Raw genomic sequence first — 18,380 nt, 5'->3', positions numbered from 1 at the left:
GTTATCTACGCCGTCTCCCGCCCCATGCGGCGTGCGGTGTAGCGCTCGATCGCCGACAGCCCGTCATAGATCAGCACGGCAAGGACGGCGACGATCAGGCCGCCCTGCAGGACGAAGGCGAGATTGTTGGACAACAGACCGGCGATGATCACCTCGCCCAGCGTCCTGGCCGCCACGGTCGAGCCGATCGTCGCGGTGGCGAGGCTGATGACCACCGAAAGCCGGATACCGCCGAGAATGATCGGCGCGCTGAGCGGCAGCTCGACCTTGACCAGCCTTTGCCAACCGGTCATGCCGGCGCCGCGCGCAGCCTCGACCACATTGGCCGGCAGCGTCGTCAGCCCGGTCAGCGCGTTCTCGAAGATCGGCAGCAGGCCGTAAAGAAACAGCGCGATCAGTGTCGGCTTCTCGCCAAAGCCGACGGCCGGCACGGCCAGAGCCAGCACCGCCACCGGCGGAAAGGTCTGGCCGATATTGACCAGGCTGCGCGACAGCGGCAGGAATTCGACGCCGGCCGGCCGAGTGACCAGGATAGCCAGCGCCACGGCAACGATGGTTGCCGCCACCGTCGCGATCAGCACGGTCCTCAGATGCAGCAGCGTCAGCGTCAACAGGCTGCCCTGGTTGTAGATTGCCGGCGCGTTGCTCTCGGTCAGCGGCTTCAGCAGCGGCTCGAACCAACCCGGATTGGTCACGAACGCAATGAGCAGCACCACCAGGGCAAGCCTGAGCAGTGACGGAAGCCAGGCTTTTACACCGGCCTCTTTCATGCCGGCCTTGCCGCGCGTTTCACCAGCCCGTCCACGGTGACGCGGCCGAGCGGCTTGCCGTCGGCCCCTGTCACCGGCAGAGCCGGGCGGCCCGACCACAACAGTTCGGCCAGGGCATCGCGCTGGCTGGCGTCGCCGGGGATCGCCTCGCCTTCGGCGGCGCCCGTCTCCACCGCGTCGCGCACCCGGCCGAGCGACAGCAGCCTGAACGGTTTTTCGCTGGCGCCGACCAGGGTCTCGACGAAGGCGCTGGCCGGCTTCGCCAGGATCTCGGCGGGCCTGGCATATTGCACCAGCTTGCCGGCATCCATCACCGCGATCTTGTCGCCCATATGCACCGCCTCTTCCATGTCATGGGTGACGAGGATGATGGTGGTGCCGAAGCGCTTCTGGATCGCCAGAAGATCCTCCTGCGCCTTGTTGCGGATGATCGGGTCGAGCGCGCCGAACGGCTCGTCCATCAACAGCACGTTCGGCTCGGCGGCAAGCGCCCTGGCGACGCCGACACGCTGCTGCTGGCCGCCGGAGAGCTCGTGCGGATAGCGTGGCCCGAACGCCTGGGGATCGAGCTGGTAGAGCGTCATCAACTCGTCGACACGGCGCTTGATGCGGGCCGCGTCCCAGCCGAGCAGCACCGGCACGGTGGCGATGTTCTGCGCCACCGTGCGATGCGGAAACAGCCCATGGCCCTGGATGGCGTAGCCGATGCTGCGGCGCAGCTCGTAACCGGGCAGCGAGCGGTTGTCGGCGCCGTCGAGCCTGATCACGCCGGAGGTCGGCTCGACCAGCCGGTTGATCATACGCAGCAGCGTCGTCTTGCCGGAGCCGGAGGTGCCGACGATGACGGCGATGGTGCGCGGCTCGATCACCATCGACACGTCGTCGACGACGGTCGTTGCGTCATAGCGCTTGGTAATGCCTTCGATCTCGATCATGCCGGTTGTGCCTCGCGTCTCCTGGTGGAGGTCATTTCGATCACCGCGTCGAGGATGATGGCGGCAGCAAAGGCCAGCGCCACCGTCGGCACGGCGCCGAGCAGCACCAGGTCCATCGCCGTCTGGCCAACGCCCTGGAACACAAACACGCCAAAACCGCCGCCGCCGATCAGCGCGGCAATGGTGGCAAGGCCGATGTTCTGGACCAGCACGATGCGGATGCCGGTGAGGATCACCGGGAACGCCAGTGGAAATTCGACGCCGAACAGGCGCTGGCGCTCGGTCATGCCCATGCCGCGTGCGGCATCGTTGGCGGCGCGCGACACGCCGGCAAGACCGACCACGGTGTTGGCCACCACCGGAAGCAGCGAATAGAGGAACAGGGCGACGAAGGCGGGCGCGGTGCCGATGCCGCGAATGCCGAGGGCGGCCGCGCCGGGCACATGCGTGGCGACCCAGCCGAGCGGCGCGATCAACAGGCCGAACAGCGCGATCGAGGGAATGGTCTGGATGATGTTCAGCACGTTGAGCACGCCGGCCCGCAATTTTTCGACGCGGTGGCAGAAGATGCCGAGCGGCAGGCCGACGAGTACCGCTGCCGCCAGCGAGCCCAGCGCCAGCGTCACATGCTTGGAGCCTTCCGCCCAAAAACTGTCGGCACGGTTGGCATATTCCTTGAGGATCGAAAGACTGTTCCAACTGCCCGAGACCAGCAGCATGCCGATCGCCGCTGCCGCGACGACGAGCACGGCGATCCGAGCCGATGGCGACAGGTTCAGCCTCGTCAGCACATCGGCGAGCAAAAGCGTAAAGGCGAAGATGAGCAGCCAGAAACCGGAAGCCGGCGAGATGCGGGCAAAGCTGTTGCCCTCAGGCGTCAGGAAGCTGCCGGCGACGCCGATCAGCAGCGCCAGTGCCGCAAGCGCGACCACGCTGGCGGCCAGGCGCAGGATCAGCGGCGTTTTCAGCAAGGCGACGACCGCCGCAACGACGACGACCGCAAGCAGCAGCGGCCCCAGCGTCGGCGGCAGCGCCTCAAGAATCGAGCGCGCCTCGCCTGGCACGATGCGATTGGCGCGCAAGGTGGCAAAGGGCGCCGCGAAGGCGGCATAGGCAACGATCGCGGCGATGACCACGCCGAGCTTGTCGAAGCGGAGAGTCATCGGAGCCCCCGGAGCGGGCGGATTGGCAACTTCGTGAAAAGCGCCCGTCCAGCAGCCTTCGAGATTGGCGAAAGCAAAAGTGACATCCGATCTCCCCCCTTGCGGGGGAGATGCCCGGCAGGGCAGAGGGGGGTGGGAAGGATCGCCGGCTTTCGGACCTGCTTGAAAGGAACCCTGACAAAGGGCGTGGCTACGATCGGTTGACAGGCCGGCGGGACAGCACCCCCCTCTGTCCTACCGGACATCTCCCCCGCAAAGGGGGAGATCGGCACTTCCGCCGACCGCTCGAAGCCTTTGAAGCAGACATGGCCGGCAGGCCAGAGAGGGGCGCCTCGCACCGGCGTCATTTTCAAAACGGGCTGCCTACTTCAAAAACCCGTTCTTCCTCAAAAAGTCTTCGGCGACGCCCTTGACCGGCTCGCCGCCGACCTGAACGCGGCCGTTCAGTTCCTGCAGGGTGACGAGGTCTAGCTTGGCGAAGACCGGCTTCAGCAGCGTCTCGATTTCGGGATGCTGCTTCAGCACCGCCTCGCGGATGATCGGCGCCGGCTGGTAGACCGGCTGCACGCCCTTGTCGTCTTCGAGCACGACCAGGCCGGACGGCGCGATGCCGCCATCGGTGCCGTAGACCATGGCAGCGTTGGCGCCGTTGGTCTGGTTCGCCGCAGCTGCGATGGTCGCCGCCGTATCGCCGCCGGAGAGCGTGATCAGCTGGTCCGGCTTAAGCGTGAAGCCATAGGTGGTCTGGAAAGCCGGCAGCGCGGCAGCCGAATTGACGAATTCGGCCGAGGCCGCCAGCACCACCTGGCCGCCGCCAGAGACATATTTGCCGAAGTCGGACAGCGTCGCCAGCTTGTTGGTCTCGGCGACATCCTTGCGCAGCGCAATCGCCCAGGTGTTGTTGGCCGGCGACGGCGACAGCCAGACGATCTTGTTGGCGTCGTAGTCGAGCTTCTTGGCCGTTTCATAGCCCTTGGCGGCATCCTTCCACACGAGATCGTCGGCCTTTTCGAAGAAGAAGGCGGCGTTGCCGGTGTATTCCGGATAGATGTCGATCTCGCCGGCGGTGATCGCCTTGCGCACCACAGGGGTGCCGCCGAGCTGGATGCGATCGGTGGTCTGGATGTTGTTGGCGTTCAGCACCAGCTGGATGATGTTGCCGAGCACGCCGCCTTCGGTGTCGATCTTCGACGACACGACCACCTGAGCGCTCGCCGAGGCTGCGGCGATGCCGAGCGCCAGTGCCGCGCCGGCCAGAACCTTGACGGAAAACATTTCACAAATCCCTTGCTGAGAACCGGATTACGGCTGCCGCATATGAGCATGGCTTCAATGCCCCGTCGGGGCACACGGTTTCATAAGAAGTGGGAAGGGCGCAATATTTTTGTTCCGGCGCGGCTGCATCGGCTGCTGTCTGATCCCGACAGCGTCATGTCACTAAAGCGCGTCGCGTTTGGCCGGCCTCATGCGACGCCCTTTAGGTTGTTGTTTTTACGCATGGCGTTATCGCAAAACCGCTGCACACTTCATTAGAGCGCCGCGCGTCCACTTGGACGCGCAAACGACGCTGTAGCACTTTGATTTTGCACATGATCCTTCCGAACCTTCGGTTCGGGGTCATCCGCTGGTCGGCCGCGCGGTCATCTTCAGCACGCCTAGCGCCACGAAGCACAGCACCGTCACCGGGAAGATGATCCAGTTCAGCATCTCCCACCCCCAGGCGTTGTAGACCGCGCCCGACATCAGCGAGGCGAAGGCGACGGAGCCGAACAGGACGAAGTCGTGAAAACCCTGGACCTTGGCCTTTTCGGATGGCCGGTAGCTGTCGGCGACCATGGCGGTGGCGCCGATGAAGCCGAAATTCCAGCCAAGGCCGAGCAGGATCAGCGCCGTCCAGAACTGCCACAGTGCCAGGCCCGACAGCGCCACCACCGCGCAACCGATCAGCAGCACAAGGCCGGTTGCGACAATCCGTTCGGCGCCGAAGCGATAGATCAGCGAGCCGGTGAAGAAGCTCGGCGCGAACATCGCCATGACATGCCAGGAAATGCCGAGCGTGGCGTCGTCCGTCGACAGGCCGCAGCCGACCATGGCGAGCGGCGCGCCGGTCATGACGAAGCTCATCAGCGCATAGCTGCCGACGGCGCAAAACAGCGCCGCAACGAAACGCGGCCTGGTGACGATCTCGGCGAGCGGCCGCGCGTCGTTGTCGGCGATTTCCGCTTTGCCCGTCGCCTTGGCCGGGATGCGCAGCAACGACAGGATGGCAGCGCCGACCGCCGCCAGCACCAGGATGGAGGCAAACGACCCGGCAAACATCACCGGCGCAAACAATTCGCGGGTGAAAATGACGATTTGCGGCCCAAGGATGGCGGTGACGATGCCGCCGGCCAGCACAAAGGAGATGGCGCGCGCCTTGAATTCAGGCGGCGCGTTGTCGGCGGCGGCGAAGCGGAATTGCTGGACGAAGGCACCGCCGATGCCGATCACCAGCAGGCCGAAGGCGAACAGCCAGAAGCTGGCCTGGAACAGCGCCAGCGTGGCGACCAGACCGCCGAGCGCAGTGACGATCGTGCCGGTCATGAAGCCATCGCGCTGGCCGAGCCGGCGGATGATGGCGGCGGCCGGCAGGGCGCCGAGCGCCACGCCGACGTTGAAGCCGGTGATCGGCGCCGTCGCCAGCGACTTGTCGGTTCCGAGCAGATAGTGCCCTGCCAACCCACCCACGGAAATGGCGATGGGTGCGGCCGAGCCGATGATCGCCTGCGAAGCGGCAAGGATGAGCGCCGTGCGGCGCGCTTCCCTGCCGGCCTCGGCGATATGGATGGCCGTCATGAAGCGTCCTTGCCACGCCCTTCGCCGCGCACCCGGCGCGACACGCGATCGAGCACCGCGTTGACCAGCTTCGGCTCGTCTTCTTCGTAAAACGCCTTGGCGATATCGACATATTCCGAGACGATGACAGCCACCGGCACGTCCTCGCGCTTCATCAGCTCGTAGACGCCGGCGCGCAATATGGCGCGCAGCGTCGAATCAAGCCTGGACAACGGCCAGTCCTCGGTCAGCGCCTGGCGGATGATCGGATCGATGGTCTTCTGGTTCTCGACGACGCCGGCGAGGATGGCGCGAAACCATTGCGCGTCGGCCTCGCGATAGAGCGCGCCGTCGACTTCCTTGCCGAGCCTGAACGCCTCATATTCGGCGGTGATCTCGAAGACGCCGCTGCCGGCCACATCCATCTGGTAGAGCGCCTGCACGGCGGCCAGACGGGCTGCACCGCGCTTGTTGGCGTGGCGCACCGCGGGCTGGCCGGGCGATGCGGGCTCGCTCACGATCGCTCTCCCAACTGTTGCTTGAGGGCAATCATGGTCAGCGCCGCACGCGCGGCAAAGCCGCCCTTGTCGCCTTCCGAACGCCTGGCCCGCGTCCAGGCCTGCTCGTCGTTTTCGGTGGTCAGGATGCCGTTGCCGATGCAGACCGCTTCCTGGACGGACAGGTCCATCAGGGCACGGCTCGATTCATTGGCGACGATGTCGAAATGATAGGTGTCACCGCGCACGACGGTGCCGAGGGCGACAAAGCCGTCATAGCTCGGCCCGCCTTCGGCGGCGCCGTCGAGGGCGAAGGAAATCACTGCGGGAATTTCGAGCGAGCCCGGAACGGTGACGACGTCGTATGTCGCGCCCGCTTCCTCGAGCGCGCTTGTCGCGCCTTCGAGCAGCGCATCGGCAAGGTCGTCATGGAAGCGTGCCTCGATGACAAGAAGGTGGACCTTCTTCTTCGGGCGAATGAACGCTTTGCCGTGTTGGGATGTGCCAGCCATAGATGTCTCCGGGATCGCCGGTGACTTAGGCCGAAGCCGGTTTGATCGCAAGCAGAAGATTGGTGGAGATGCGCGAGGTCTGCCGAAACTATTTTGTTTTCCGGCGCGGCGTCTGACGCGGATCACTGGGAACAAGGCTCAAAGCCCAAGCCTGCACGACGTGGTGATCAATCACATCACCGGCGTCAACATCGGCCAAAGCTTCGCGCGTCAGTTGCTCTTCCTGTTTGGAGGTCCTTCTGCCCTTGTTCATCAAAGCCCCTCTTTCGCGGCCTCCGCCAGGCGCGCCGCGTAGCGGGCCATGGTGTCGATCTCCAGATTGACGCGGTCACCGACATCGCGTTCGCCCCAGGTGGTCACGGTCAGCGAGTGATGGATCAAGAGCACGTCGAAGCGGGTGCCTTCGACCTTGTTGACGGTGAGCGAGGTGCCGTCGAGCGCGACGGAGCCCTTGGGTGCGATGAATCTGGCCAGATCGCGCGGCGCTTCCAGCGTGAAGCGCACGGCATCGCCCTCCTCCTTGCGCGCAACGATCTCGGCCATGCCGTCGACATGGCCTGAAACGATGTGGCCGCCGAGTTCGTCGCCGATCTTCAGCGGCCGCTCCAGATTGATCCTGGTGCCGGGTTTCCAGCCCATCGCCGTCGTCAGCCTGAGTGCCTCTTCCCAGGCCTCGACCTCGAACCAGCGCGCGTTGGAGCCGCTTTCCGGCAGTGCCGTCACCGTCAGGCAGACGCCGCCGCACGAAATAGAAGCGCCGATGGTGATGGTCTGCGGGTCATAGGCGGTGTCGATGCGCAAGCCGACGCCCTCTCTCAGCGGCTTGACGGCAGCGACGGTGCCGACATCGGTGACAATCCCGGTAAACATCAGATCCTGTCTTTCAGTTGACCATGGTCTTGTCCAAAAACCGGTTCCCACTTTTTTGGATCATGGCTTCTTGTTTGGCCATGATCTTTTCCAAAAACCGGTTCCCACTCTTTGGGATCATGGTCCTATCCACTCGGCATAGCTGTCTTCGCCGAAACGCATGTCGCGCAATTTGCGAAATCCTGCCGGGATATGGTTGGCGTCGATGGGCGATGCAATGCCGCGCTTGCCGATCGGCTGCTGGCCCTGGAACAGCACGATGCGGTCGACCAGCCCCTCGGCGAGGAAGGTCCTTGCCACCTTGGCGCCGCCCTCGACCAGCACGCTGGCCATGCCGAGCGCTGCCAGATCCTCGAGCAGTTCCGGCAGCGCAATATCGCCTTCATACGTCTCGGTGCCGATGAAGCGCGCGCCGGCTCGTTCGAGCGCGGCCCGCCGGTGCGGGTCGGCTTCGGCACAGGCGGCGACATAGAGCGGAACCCGGTCGACGCCGGCGACCAGTTTCGACGTCTCTGGCAGCCTGATCTGGCGGTCGAGCACGATGCGCGCCGGCGAGCGGTTCTCCAGCCCCGGCAACCGCACCGTCAGCGCCGGATCGTCCTCAAGCGCGGTGCCGATGCCGATCAATACGCCGTCGGCTTCGGCGCGCATCAGATAGACTTCGCGCCGGGCGATGTCGCCGGTGATCGAGACCTGCCCCGCGCCTTCCATGCCGATCTTACCGTCGCTGGAAAGCGCAAGTTTCAGGATTACTTCCGGACGTTTTTTCAAAGATCGAATGAGATAGCCGGCCATCTGCTCGGCGGCTTCTGCCACCAGCACCTTTTCGACCACTTCGACACCGGCGGCACGCAGGATCGCATAGCCGTTGCCGGACACGCGTGGATCGGGGTCGCTCGCAGCGCCAACCACGCGCGCGACGCCGGCATTGACCAGTGCACTGGCGCAAGGCGGGGTGCGGCCATGGTGGGCGCAGGGCTCCAATGTGACATAGGCGGTGGCGCCGCGTGCGAGCTCGCCGGCCTCGGCCAGCGCCTCGGTCTCGGCATGCGGCCGGCCGCCGACAGCGGTGACGCCGGTGCCGACGATCATCGGCCCGGCGCCGTCGTCGCGCACGATCAGCGTGCCGACGGAAGGGTTGGTCGAGGTCCGCCCGGCGTTTTTCCGCGACAGCCTCAGTGTCGCCGCCATGAAGCGGCGATCAAGAACCTCTAGCTCGGCTTGGCTGCGCCTTGCCATGCTCAGCCGGCGTCCTCTTCCTTGAGCTCGTCGCCTTTGAGCTCACCCAGCACGTCGTGAAAATCCTTGGCCTCGCGAAAATTGCGATAGACCGAGGCGAAGCGCACATAGGCGACATCGTCGAGCGACTTCAGCGCCTCCATCACCAGGCGGCCGACCTCGCCCGAGGCGACCTCGGTCTCGCCGGAGCTTTCGAGCTGGCGCACGATGCCGGTCACCGCGCGGTCGATGCGCTCGGGATCGACATTGCGCTTGCGCACGGCGATCTCGACCGAGCGCAGCAGCTTGTCGCGGTCGAACGGCACCTTGCGTCCGGATTTCTTCACCACCACGAGGTCGCGCAACTGCACGCGTTCGAAGGTGGTGAAGCGGCCGCCGCAATCGGGGCAGACGCGCCGCCTGCGGATCGCCGCACCATCTTCGGCGGGGCGCGAATCCTTCACCTGCGTATCTTCGGACTGGCAATAGGGACAGCGCATGGACAGCCTTGTGTTCGCGATTCTCGTGGAGCGAAAGGCTTAGAGGTTTTTGCCGCGATGGCAAACTATCGGGGTGATCTCTCGCGCCTCAGAGATAGCGAGGCGCGAGGAAAATTGCCAGCATCAACGGCAATACCGGCCGATTACGGCGCGACGTCAGCAGTCGGGAACCCACATGACACGCCGAGGCTGCGATAGACCTTGGTGAAGCCGTCCATCGATACGGTCGCGACCGGCGTGTCGGCGAATATGACATCGAGCGCGCTGGCGCGGCGCATGGCACGCAGCAGCGCCAGGCTGGTCTCGGGCTTGTTGTTCAACATCCATTTTCCACCGGCACCGGCCATGGCATCGACGGTCGCCTTGACCTTGCCGTTGCCATCGCCGAACACCGCCGGAATGTTCTCGCCAGTCGGCAAGTCCTTGTTCTTCATGGCGATGACAAGGGTCGGATAGCCATTGGGCGGCAGTGCATCACCATTGGAGATGGCAAGCGTGAGCGTGCCGCTGGTACCGCTCGCGTCGAGAAAGGCGGTCGAGGCGACGCAGGTTTTGCGCAGATCCTCACCGGCATCGATCTCGTCGACAGTGGTGGACCACTGGCCGAAGGTTTCGGTCTTCGGTGCGGCTGGGGTGGGCGCAGACTGTGCCAGGGCGGCGGACGGCAAGGTGGTCAATGCGACCAACACGCCAAGCGCGCCAAAGCCAGCGACACGGAAAATCTGCATCATCGTCAAGGCTCCTGTCCGGACTCTGTCCCCGCTGAAAAAGTGCTTTTCGTCCGGCCGATAAGGGACGACACTTTGCGTGAGATCAACCGAGATAGGGATAGAGCGGAAAACGATCCGTCAACGCGGCCACCTTCGCCTTCACCGCTGCTTCGACGGCTGCATTGCCCTCATCGGAATTCGCGGCCTTGAGCCCGTCCAGCACCTCGGCGATCAGCTTGCCGATCTCGCGGAACTCGGCCTGGCCGAAACCGCGCGTGGTGCCGGCCGGCGTGCCGAGGCGCACGCCCGAGGTGACGAACGGCTTTTCGGGATCGAAAGGGATGCCGTTCTTGTTGCAGGTGATGTTGGCGCGGCCAAGCGCTGCCTCGGCACGCTTGCCGGTGGCGTTCTTGGGCCGCAGGTCGACCAGCATCAGATGGTTGTCGGTGCCGCCGGAGACGATGTCGAGACCGGTTTCCTGCAGGCTGGAGGCCAGCGCCTTGGCATTGGCGGCAACGCTCTCGGCATAGATCTTGAAGCTTGGCTTCAGCGCTTCGCCGAAGGCCACCGCCTTGGCGGCGATGACATGCATCAGCGGACCGCCCTGCAGGCCTGGAAACACCGCCGAGTTCATCTTCTTGGCGATGTCCTCGTCATTGCACAAGATCATGCCGCCGCGCGGGCCGCGCAGCGATTTGTGCGTGGTGGTGGTGACCACATGGGCATATGGCAGCGGCGACGGATGCACGCCGCCGGCGACCAGGCCGGCGATGTGGGCCATGTCGACCATCAGATAGGCCCCGATCGAGTCGGCGATCTCGCGAAAACGCTTCCAGTCCCAGACGCGCGAATAGGCAGTGCCGCCGGCCAGGATCAGCTTCGGCCTGGTCTCGTGGGCGGTCTTCTCGATCGCGTCCATGTCGAGCAGGTGATCGTCCCTGCGCACCCCGTAGGAAACGACCTTGAACCATTTGCCGCTCATGTTGACCGGCGAACCGTGCGTCAGGTGGCCACCGGAATTGAGGTCGAGCCCCATGAAGGTGTCGCCGGGCTGCAGCAGCGCCAAAAAGACCGCCTGGTTCATCTGGCTGCCGGAATTCGGCTGGACATTGGCGAAGTTGCAGCCGAACAGTTTTTTGGCGCGCTCGATGGCCAGTTCCTCGGCCACGTCGACGAACTGGCAGCCGCCATAGTAGCGCTTGCCGGGATAGCCCTCGGCGTATTTGTTGGTCATGATCGACCCCTGCGCTTCCAGCACGGCGCGGGAGACGATGTTTTCCGAAGCGATCAGCTCGATCTCGTGGCGCTGGCGGCCGAGTTCGTTGCGGATCGCGCCGAAAATCTCCGGATCGGCATCGGCAAGCGTGGTTTCGAAGAAGGATTCGAATTTGTTCGACACTGCCGCTGCTGTTGCCATGCTTGAGATCCTTGTCGTTCGGGGGCTCTGCCGCGCCATTAACACAGTTGCTTTCGCCCCGCCACGTTTGCAGCGCGAAATTTGCTGGTCGGATTGCGGCAGCGAGGCGAAGAGCTCGTCTATTTCCTTGCCTGTCGGCCGTTCAGCAAGGCTTCTGTAAGCGTGATCTCGGTCAACAGCGCCTGCTTCGTATGATCATTGATCTCTCGGCTGCGAAACATGGCGAGCACCGCGGCGCGCTCGGCCTTGATGCCGGCGAGCCTCATTTCGAGCTCCAGCCGTCCGGCTTCGCGGGCTTCAGCGCGCGCTTCGTCAGCCTCGTCGGAGGCGGCGATGCGGCGCCTGTAGCCGGCGACAATGCTGTCGGCCGCAGCAAGCCGGGCGCCGGGCACCTCGCCTTCATCCCCGTCTTCGGCTCCGGCGATACTCTCGATGCGGGCGATGGCGGCCTTGGCCGCACCGACACGCGCCAGGCGCTCCTCGGCAGCACCTGGATCCTCGCCCGGCTCGACCAGCCCGCGCGCGATCCGAGGCAGCGCAAGGCTGGCGATAGCCAGAGAGCAGATGATGACGCCGGCGGCCAGGAAGATCACCGCGTCGCGGGCCGGAAAGTGCGAGCCGTCCGGCATCGCCAGCGGCAGCGACAGGATGCCCGCCAGTGTTATCGCGCCGCGCACGCCGGCCACCGAGCCGGCGAGCCGGACACGCAGCCCGAACGACTCGGCCTTGCGCTTGCGCAATCGCGCCACGACGTGGGCCGCGATATCGCCAATCCATATCCACAGGAAGCGCAGAGCGATCAGGCACAGCGTCAGCGCCAACACCGTCAGGATCGGCTGGATGACCGGATAGCGGCCACTGAGTTCGGGCGGCACATTGCCGATGATGTCGGGAAACTGCAGGCCGAGCAGGATGAAGAGCGCGCCGTTGAAGACGAAAGACAGCGTCGTCCACAGCGACATCGTCTGGATACGCGCCGAAACACCGAGGAAACGGAAAATTCCTGAGCCGCCGGTCAGCACACCGGCGGTGACCGCAGCCAGGATGCCCGAAGCCCCGACATGCTCAGCGCCGAGATAGGCGACGAAGGGCAGCAGGATCATGACCAGCACCTGCGCCTCGGCCGGTACGCCGCCGATGCGGTTCAGCAATTGCAGCGCCTTGGCGGCAACGAGCAGTGCTGCCACGCCGGCCAGGATGCCGACTGCCGCGGCGTAGACGAAAGTCAGAGTGGCCGCGGCGAAGGAAAAGCTGCCGGTCAACACTGCCGCTACCGCGAAACGGAACATGACCAGCCCCGACGCATCGTTGAGCAGCGACTCGCCTTCCAGAATGTGCATCAGCCGCGCCGGAACCACATTCTTGTCGATGATCGAGGACACGGCCACGGCGTCGGTCGGCGACAGCACCGCGGCAAGCGCGAATGCGACGACGAGCGGAACGCTTGGCACCAGCCAGTGCAAGGCCTAACCGAGGCCGACGATGGTGAAGAACACCAGCCCGATGGCAAGGTCCAGTATCGGCCGGCGCAGTGCCAGCAATTCGCGCTTCGGCGCGCCATAGGCATCGCTGAACAGCAGCGGCGGAATGAACACCAGCAGGAAAAGCTCGGGATCGATCTCGACATGGATGCCACGCATCGGCCAGTCGAGTGCGGCACCCATGGCAATCTGCAGCACCGGCAACGGCACCCGCACCAGCCGTGCCAGCGCGCCGGAAACGGCGACGAAGACGAGCACGACCAGGATGAAGATGGCGACTTGCATGGCCCTGTACCGAACAGCGCTTTCCTGACCCGGCGCAAAGCGCGCCCCAGCCGGATACAAAAAGGCCGCCCTCACCGGCGGCCTTTTCAGCTAAAAAATCAGTAGCTTAGAGCGCAGAGGTGATCTGCAGCTCGTTGGCTCCGTCAAGCCCGTAGATGTCGTCGCGGAACTGCACGACGCCAGGCCCCGTCGACCAGGCCGAGATGTAGAGGAAAAAGACCGGCACCGGATTGGTGACCTGCACCGGGATGTTCTCGCCGCTCTTGATCGCCGCCTCGAAATGCTGGCGGCTCCAGCCCGGCGTGTCGCGCAGGATCCAGGTGACGAGGTCGCGCACGTTCTGGACGCGCACGCAGCCCGAGGAATCGAAGCGCATCATCTTGCCGAACAGGCTCTGCTGCGGCGTGTCGTGCATATAGACGCCGTCCGGACTCGGGAAATTGATCTTGACCGAGGCCATGGCATTGCCGGCGCCCGGATCCTGGCGAAAGCGGTATTTCTCCGCGTCGTCGGTCGACCAGTCGACGGTCAGCGGATCGACCTCGCTGCCATCCGGTGCGAACAGCCGGATCTTGCTGTCCATGAGATAGTTGGGGTCCTTCCGCATCAGCGGAATGATGTCCTTGCGCACGATCGAGACCGGCGCGTTCCAGTAAGGATTGACGATGATCTCGTTGATCTTGGAATCGACGATCGGCGTCTGGCGATCGATCTTGCCGACAACGGCGGTGTGGCGCAGCACGACGCGGTCGTTCTCGACCGCTTCGATCTGGGCGCCAGGGATATCGACCAATACATAGCGGTTGCCCAGCGTGCCAGCGCGTTCGTTCAGCCGCTGCAGATTGGTCTGCAACTGGCCAAGCCGGACCTGCGCCGAGACATTCATCGCCGCATAGCTATATTGGCCCAGGGTCCCGTCGGAAGGCAGGCCATGACGCGCCTGGAAGCGCTTGACCGCCGCATCGACATAGGAATCGAAGGCCTCTGAAAGGCCGGCGCTCTGCGCCAGGTCGCCCGAAACCATCAAGCGCCTGCGCAATGGCACCACGTCGGGATCGATGACGCCGAGTTGCAATTTCTTGGTGTCCGGGACCCGCTCCCAGCCGCCCTGCGCAACAATATTCTGGTACTGCGCGATAGCCTGCTCGGTGTACGCAACGGTCTGCAGGCTGACGATCGGCAGCGTCGAGGCCACCTTTCCGCCCTCGCTGGCGCGGGCGTCGAACTGGTCGTTCCAGTTGCCGCGGCCCGAGGATTTTAAGATATCCGCGATCACGTCCTGCGCGCTGGCGCCACCGGCAACCATCGTCGCGGCCAACGCGGAGGCTCCGGAAAGGAAGAAACGGCGACTGGTTCTCATGTACGCTCCAGATATTTTTTCACCGGGCGATCCGCCCGCACGCTAGGCCGCCCGCATTCTAGGTCGGCGCCCTTAACAATTAGCCAACCATGCTATGCTTCTGGGCGAGAACGCGCCGGCGCGACGCGCTTTCAGATAGGCGGTTGGCGGGGAGAAGGTTTGGCTCCCGCCGCAACATCACCCGCATTCTCGCTTCCACCGGGAATATGGCGGCAACGTGACCCTGACCGCGATTTGGATCGGCTGGCCTCACGAAACGCAAAGACCGATGCTTTTCGGCACCGGTCTTTTGCATCGCGCCCCGACCGCGCCTGCGGCGCGGTTCCCCCTCATGCGACGGACATGCTTACATCCGGTAGGCGATGGTGTCGTTCCAGAAGCGGTCGAGGCGCTGCAGGGCGCGGTTCATTTGCTTGAATTCTTCCGTGTTGATGCCGCCGACCTGCTCGATCGAGCCGACATGGCGCTCGTAGAGGCCGGCGACGACTTCCGCCACCTCACTGCCCTTCGGTGTCAGCGAGACCCGCACCGAACGGCGGTCGATACGCGAGCGCTGGTGGTTGATGAAGCCGAGATCGACCAGCTTCTTCAGATTGTAGGAGACGTTCGAGCCGAGATAATAGCCGCGTGAGCGCAGCTCGCCAGCGGTCAGTTCCGAATTGCCGATGTTGAAGAGCAGCAGCGCCTGGATTGCGTTGATATCGGAACGGCCGTTGCGGTCGAATTCGTCCTTGATCACGTCAAGCAGGCGGCGGTGCAGCCGTTCCACCAGTTGCAGCGACTCCATGTACAGCGAACGGATCGCCTCGCGGCGGTCATCGGATACGTTGGCGGTCTTCGCCGCCGGACGGGAATTGATCATTGTCTTTGCCTCTCGTTTGTCGCCTGGTGATTTTTTGTTTTTCACCTTGATCGCGACACTATCGAATACTCATAAAATTCGACTTAAACGCTAGGGCTAACAAGAGCTTACCGGAAATAGGTTTCGAAAGAGGCTTAACGAAGGGTCACCCGAACAAGGACGATTAACCTAAAGATTTAGCCAATGAATCCGGGCGGTAATTTGCCCCGTCCAACCGGACGCGTGGGTTATTCTTGTTGAGCATCGATCCGATGCTCTATTGCCGGCTCCGGCGCTTCTGCATCCAGATCATCACGCGAAAGACGATGTAGAGCAGCGCCACCGCCGCATGCGAGGCGACGATCAGCGGCCGGTGACCGAAGAGCTCGGGAAAGCCAGCATACATGACGGCCTCGGTCGCCGCACAGATGAACCAGATCACCGGCCCCCAGGAGGCCAGCATCCACAGACCGGCTGCGGCGAAGGGAAAGAACACGGCGAGAGTCACCGTCGCCACCTGCCAATGCACCGGCATCAGGTCGAAGCGCCACAACGAGCCGGGATAGAAGCCGATCAGCCGGATCCAGTACAAAATCCCTAACAACAGACAGTAGCCAGAGATGACGCGCTGAAACCAGGCGAAGATGACTTCGACCGTCGAGGGTTGGAGCACGACGCGTCTCGACGTGACCTCGCTCACAGCTTGAGTTCCCGTTCGCCGAGCGGAGCGAAATAGGCGTCGACGTCGGCAGCACTGACGTCGTCGATTCCTGCCGGCCGCCATTGCGGCGTCGAGCCTTTGTCGATGATGGCAGCGCGGATGCCTTCGTAGAAATCGTGGCCGGCAAGCATGCGGTTGAGGATGCGGAACTCCATCCGCATGCACTCGTCCATCGACAGCGTTAGCCCGGCGCTGATCTCGCGCCAGGCGACATGCAGGCTGGTCGGCGAGCGGGTTCGGATCGTCGCCAGCGTCTTGGCTGCGAACGCGTCTGCAGGTGCGGCGCGCTCCAGACTGCCGATGACGTCGCTCAGCGACGGCTGCGCGAAATGGCGGGCGATGGCTTCCAGCGTCGGACTGTCCGTTTCGCGCCGGGCCGGGACGGAAAAGCCGCGCAGCGCCGCTTCAGGGTCGCCTGTCGCAACCAGCCGGTCGAGAAGACCGTCCTGGTCCTGGGCCTTGATCGTGTGCGTCGCCAGGCCCGACCACAAAGCGTCGCCATAGCGGATGCGGTTTCCGGTCAAGGCCAGATACATGCCGAAGCTGCCGCCGAGGTCCGGCAGCAGATGACTGGCGCCGACATCCGGGAAGAAGCCGATGCCGACTTCCGGCATGGCGAACTGGGCGTTCTCGGTCAACAGCCGATGCGAGCCGTGGAACGAGATGCCGACGCCGCCGCCCATGACGATGCCGTCGATCAGCGCAACATAGGGTTTCTCGAACCGTGCGATGCGGGCGTTCAGCCGGTATTCGTCGGCAAAAAAATCGACCGGCGGTTTCCCCGCCCGGCCGGCCTCGTAGATGTGAAGGATGTCGCCGCCGGCCGAAAACGCCCTGCCCTCGGCCTTGACGACGACAACATCGACACCATCGTCGCGCTCCCAGGCGCGCAGCGCCTTGTCGAGCGCCTTGACCATGCGATGGGTGACGGCATTGAGCGCCTGCGGCCGCGTCAGCGTGACGACGCCGGCGCGGCCCAGTCGTTCGAAGCGGATCTCGTTGCCGCCGCCAAAATCCATCGCCTGAGAATCCCTTCCCCCGCGCCGCCGGGACTGAAGTGCTAAAGCGTGGCGCATGGGCGCGTCAATGCCAAGGCGCAATCCTGTCCGGCAACAACGGTCAGCCGGAACTCGTATACCGGTATCCAGCTTGTGCCTGGCACTATCGTGCGCATTGGTCAGCGGCGGGGGCTCGTGTTAAAAGCCGCCAATCCGGAGTTTTGGCGATGAACAAATTCACCCCAGCAAAGCCTGCCGGCGCGCGCAGCGTCGACGAGATCACCGGCAGCCGCCGTTTGCGCCGCATGCGCAAGGCCGACTGGTCGCGCCGCCTCGTCCAGGAGAACCGGCTCTCCGTCGATGATCTGATCTGGCCGATCTTTGTCGTCGACGGGAAAAATATCCGTGAACCGATCGCCGCCATGCCTGGTGTCTTCCGCCTGTCGCTCGACCTTGCCGTCAAGGAGGCCGAGCGCGCGGCAAAGCTCGGCATTCCGGCGATCGCCACCTTTCCCAATGTCGAGCTCGGCCTGCGCGACCAGACCGGCTCGCACATCCTCGATCCGGAAAACGTCATCAACCGCGCCACGCGCGCCATCAAGCACGCGGTGCCCGAGATCGGCATCATCACCGATGCGGCGCTCGATCCCTTCACCTCTCACGGCCATGACGGCATCTTGCGCGACGGCATCATCGTCAACGACCAGACCGTGGAGCAGGTCACCGCGGCTGCCGTCATCCAGGCTTCGGCCGGCGCCGACATCATTGCCCCTTCCGACATGATGGATGGCCGCATCGGCGCCATCCGCGATGCGCTCGACGCCAATGGTTTTCAGGATGTGGCGATCATGTCCTACGCGACGAAATTCGCCTCCGCCTTCTACGGACCCTATCGCGAGGCGGTCGGCACCGCCGGCCTGCTCAAGGGCGACAAGAAGACCTATTATCTCGACCACGCCAATTCCGACGAGGCCGTGCGCGAGGCCGAGCAGGACCTCGCCGAGGGCGCCGACATGCTGATGGTCAAGCCCGGCCTGCCCTATCTCGACATCATCCGCAGGCTGAAGGACGAATTCCGGATGCCGACCTTCGCCTATCAGGTGTCGGGCGAATATTCGATGATCAAGGCGGCCGCCGCCAATGGCTGGATCGACGGCGACAAGGCAATGCTGGAATCACTGCTCGCCTTCAAGCGCGCCGGCTGCGACGGTATTCTTACCTATTTCGCGCCCGAGGTGGCGGCGATGCTGAAGGGGTAGGCACTCGTGTCGTTTTGGGATTTTGCTGC

18 protein-coding genes and 1 pseudogene are annotated in these 18,380 nt (G+C 64.2%); 1 reads left to right on the top strand and 18 read right to left on the bottom strand.

Annotation, left to right across the window (positions count from 1 at the left end; genetic code table 11):
• Positions 1-5 precede the first annotated feature (5 nt).
• The 18 genes and pseudogenes from AC0L16_RS13870 to AC0L16_RS13785 form a co-directional block, all read right to left on the bottom strand.
• Positions 6-770, bottom strand: coding sequence for an ABC transporter permease (locus AC0L16_RS13870; protein WP_473621377.1), 765 nt, complete (start codon positions 768-770; stop codon positions 6-8).
• Positions 767-1,705 (bottom strand): ABC transporter ATP-binding protein, encoded by a 939-nt coding sequence (locus tag AC0L16_RS13865; protein WP_473621376.1) that lies wholly within the window; start codon positions 1,703-1,705, stop codon positions 767-769. Before AC0L16_RS13865 ends, AC0L16_RS13870 begins: the two co-directional genes overlap by 4 nt.
• A complete protein-coding gene (locus AC0L16_RS13860; protein ID WP_473621374.1) occupies positions 1,702-2,868 on the bottom strand; it encodes an ABC transporter permease in 1,167 nt (388 codons plus the stop codon). Before AC0L16_RS13860 ends, AC0L16_RS13865 begins: the two co-directional genes overlap by 4 nt.
• A gap of 363 nt (positions 2,869-3,231) precedes the next feature.
• Positions 3,232-4,143, bottom strand: a complete 912-nt coding sequence (gene osmF / locus AC0L16_RS13855; RefSeq protein ID WP_473621372.1) for a glycine betaine ABC transporter substrate-binding protein OsmF — start codon at positions 4,141-4,143, stop codon at positions 3,232-3,234.
• 342 nt (positions 4,144-4,485) lie between these two features.
• Entirely contained in the window at positions 4,486-5,703 is a 1,218-nt protein-coding gene (locus AC0L16_RS13850) for an MFS transporter (RefSeq protein WP_473621371.1), read from the bottom strand.
• Positions 5,700-6,200, bottom strand: coding sequence for a transcription antitermination factor NusB (gene nusB / locus AC0L16_RS13845; protein WP_023798402.1), 501 nt, complete (start codon positions 6,198-6,200; stop codon positions 5,700-5,702). The genes AC0L16_RS13850 and nusB overlap by 4 nt, the downstream gene beginning before the upstream one ends.
• Complete coding sequence (ribH, locus tag AC0L16_RS13840; protein ID WP_473621370.1) at positions 6,197-6,691, bottom strand: 6,7-dimethyl-8-ribityllumazine synthase; 495 nt, start codon at positions 6,689-6,691, stop codon at positions 6,197-6,199. The genes nusB and ribH overlap by 4 nt, the downstream gene beginning before the upstream one ends.
• An 88-nt stretch (positions 6,692-6,779) precedes the next feature.
• On the bottom strand, positions 6,780-6,944 hold the full coding sequence (locus AC0L16_RS13835) for a hypothetical protein (RefSeq protein WP_441338812.1): 165 nt from the start codon (positions 6,942-6,944) through the stop codon (positions 6,780-6,782).
• Positions 6,944-7,561, bottom strand: a complete 618-nt coding sequence (locus AC0L16_RS13830) for a riboflavin synthase (RefSeq protein WP_473621368.1) — start codon at positions 7,559-7,561, stop codon at positions 6,944-6,946. Before AC0L16_RS13830 ends, AC0L16_RS13835 begins: the two co-directional genes overlap by 1 nt.
• Before the next feature lie 117 nt (positions 7,562-7,678).
• Positions 7,679-8,800, bottom strand: coding sequence for a bifunctional diaminohydroxyphosphoribosylaminopyrimidine deaminase/5-amino-6-(5-phosphoribosylamino)uracil reductase RibD (ribD, locus tag AC0L16_RS13825; RefSeq protein ID WP_473621367.1), 1,122 nt, complete (start codon positions 8,798-8,800; stop codon positions 7,679-7,681).
• Between the two features lie 2 nt (positions 8,801-8,802).
• Entirely contained in the window at positions 8,803-9,279 is a 477-nt protein-coding gene (gene nrdR / locus AC0L16_RS13820; protein WP_023798407.1) for a transcriptional regulator NrdR, read from the bottom strand.
• A gap of 143 nt (positions 9,280-9,422) precedes the next feature.
• Positions 9,423-10,010, bottom strand: coding sequence for a hypothetical protein (locus tag AC0L16_RS13815; RefSeq protein ID WP_473621366.1), 588 nt, complete (start codon positions 10,008-10,010; stop codon positions 9,423-9,425).
• Between the two features lie 82 nt (positions 10,011-10,092).
• Positions 10,093-11,406, bottom strand: coding sequence for a serine hydroxymethyltransferase (gene glyA / locus AC0L16_RS13810; RefSeq protein WP_292544330.1), 1,314 nt, complete (start codon positions 11,404-11,406; stop codon positions 10,093-10,095).
• 119 nt (positions 11,407-11,525) lie between these two features.
• A pseudogene (locus tag AC0L16_RS13805) lies at positions 11,526-13,172 on the bottom strand (Na+/H+ antiporter).
• A gap of 106 nt (positions 13,173-13,278) precedes the next feature.
• A complete protein-coding gene (locus tag AC0L16_RS13800; protein ID WP_473621364.1) occupies positions 13,279-14,532 on the bottom strand; it encodes a L,D-transpeptidase family protein in 1,254 nt (417 codons plus the stop codon).
• 346 nt (positions 14,533-14,878) lie between these two features.
• Positions 14,879-15,394, bottom strand: a complete 516-nt coding sequence (gene ldtR / locus AC0L16_RS13795; RefSeq protein WP_027154640.1) for a transcriptional regulator LdtR — start codon at positions 15,392-15,394, stop codon at positions 14,879-14,881.
• Positions 15,395-15,650: 256 nt separating this feature from the next.
• Positions 15,651-16,073, bottom strand: coding sequence for a DUF6163 family protein (locus tag AC0L16_RS13790; RefSeq protein WP_473621363.1), 423 nt, complete (start codon positions 16,071-16,073; stop codon positions 15,651-15,653).
• The gene (locus AC0L16_RS13785) at positions 16,070-17,113 is read right to left on the bottom strand and encodes an enoyl-CoA hydratase/isomerase family protein (protein ID WP_473621361.1); all 1,044 of its coding nucleotides are present in this window, start codon (positions 17,111-17,113) and stop codon (positions 16,070-16,072) included. The genes AC0L16_RS13790 and AC0L16_RS13785 overlap by 4 nt, the downstream gene beginning before the upstream one ends.
• A gap of 206 nt (positions 17,114-17,319) precedes the next feature.
• Between AC0L16_RS13785 and hemB the strand changes: the two genes are divergently transcribed.
• Positions 17,320-18,351: a porphobilinogen synthase gene (gene hemB / locus AC0L16_RS13780; protein ID WP_473621360.1), complete on the top strand. Its 1,032-nt coding sequence runs from the start codon at positions 17,320-17,322 to the stop codon at positions 18,349-18,351.
• The last annotated feature ends 29 nt before the right edge of the window (positions 18,352-18,380 follow it).

This window comes from Mesorhizobium sp. WSM4848, from assembly GCF_055811375.1.
This window is presented reverse-complemented; position numbering and strand designations above follow the sequence as displayed.

What these genes read in the sequence shown, in the direction of transcription:
- AC0L16_RS13870 (WP_473621377.1), bottom strand. Translation starts at nt 770, where the DNA reads ATGAAAGAGGCCGGTGTAAAAGCCTGGCTTCCGTCACTGCTCAGGCTT.
- AC0L16_RS13865 (WP_473621376.1), bottom strand. Translation starts at nt 1,705, where the DNA reads ATGATCGAGATCGAAGGCATTACCAAGCGCTATGACGCAACGACCGTC.
- AC0L16_RS13860 (WP_473621374.1), bottom strand. Translation starts at nt 2,868, where the DNA reads ATGACTCTCCGCTTCGACAAGCTCGGCGTGGTCATCGCCGCGATCGTT.
- osmF (WP_473621372.1), bottom strand. Translation starts at nt 4,143, where the DNA reads ATGTTTTCCGTCAAGGTTCTGGCCGGCGCGGCACTGGCGCTCGGCATC.
- AC0L16_RS13850 (WP_473621371.1), bottom strand. Translation starts at nt 5,703, where the DNA reads ATGACGGCCATCCATATCGCCGAGGCCGGCAGGGAAGCGCGCCGCACG.
- ribH (WP_473621370.1), bottom strand. Translation starts at nt 6,691, where the DNA reads ATGGCTGGCACATCCCAACACGGCAAAGCGTTCATTCGCCCGAAGAAG.
- AC0L16_RS13835 (WP_441338812.1), bottom strand. Translation starts at nt 6,944, where the DNA reads ATGAACAAGGGCAGAAGGACCTCCAAACAGGAAGAGCAACTGACGCGC.
- AC0L16_RS13830 (WP_473621368.1), bottom strand. Translation starts at nt 7,561, where the DNA reads ATGTTTACCGGGATTGTCACCGATGTCGGCACCGTCGCTGCCGTCAAG.
- ribD (WP_473621367.1), bottom strand. Translation starts at nt 8,800, where the DNA reads ATGGCAAGGCGCAGCCAAGCCGAGCTAGAGGTTCTTGATCGCCGCTTC.
- nrdR (WP_023798407.1), bottom strand. Translation starts at nt 9,279, where the DNA reads ATGCGCTGTCCCTATTGCCAGTCCGAAGATACGCAGGTGAAGGATTCG.
- AC0L16_RS13815 (WP_473621366.1), bottom strand. Translation starts at nt 10,010, where the DNA reads ATGATGCAGATTTTCCGTGTCGCTGGCTTTGGCGCGCTTGGCGTGTTG.
- glyA (WP_292544330.1), bottom strand. Translation starts at nt 11,406, where the DNA reads ATGGCAACAGCAGCGGCAGTGTCGAACAAATTCGAATCCTTCTTCGAA.
- AC0L16_RS13800 (WP_473621364.1), bottom strand. Translation starts at nt 14,532, where the DNA reads ATGAGAACCAGTCGCCGTTTCTTCCTTTCCGGAGCCTCCGCGTTGGCC.
- ldtR (WP_027154640.1), bottom strand. Translation starts at nt 15,394, where the DNA reads ATGATCAATTCCCGTCCGGCGGCGAAGACCGCCAACGTATCCGATGAC.
- AC0L16_RS13785 (WP_473621361.1), bottom strand. Translation starts at nt 17,113, where the DNA reads ATGGATTTTGGCGGCGGCAACGAGATCCGCTTCGAACGACTGGGCCGC.
- hemB (WP_473621360.1), top strand. Translation starts at nt 17,320, where the DNA reads ATGAACAAATTCACCCCAGCAAAGCCTGCCGGCGCGCGCAGCGTCGAC.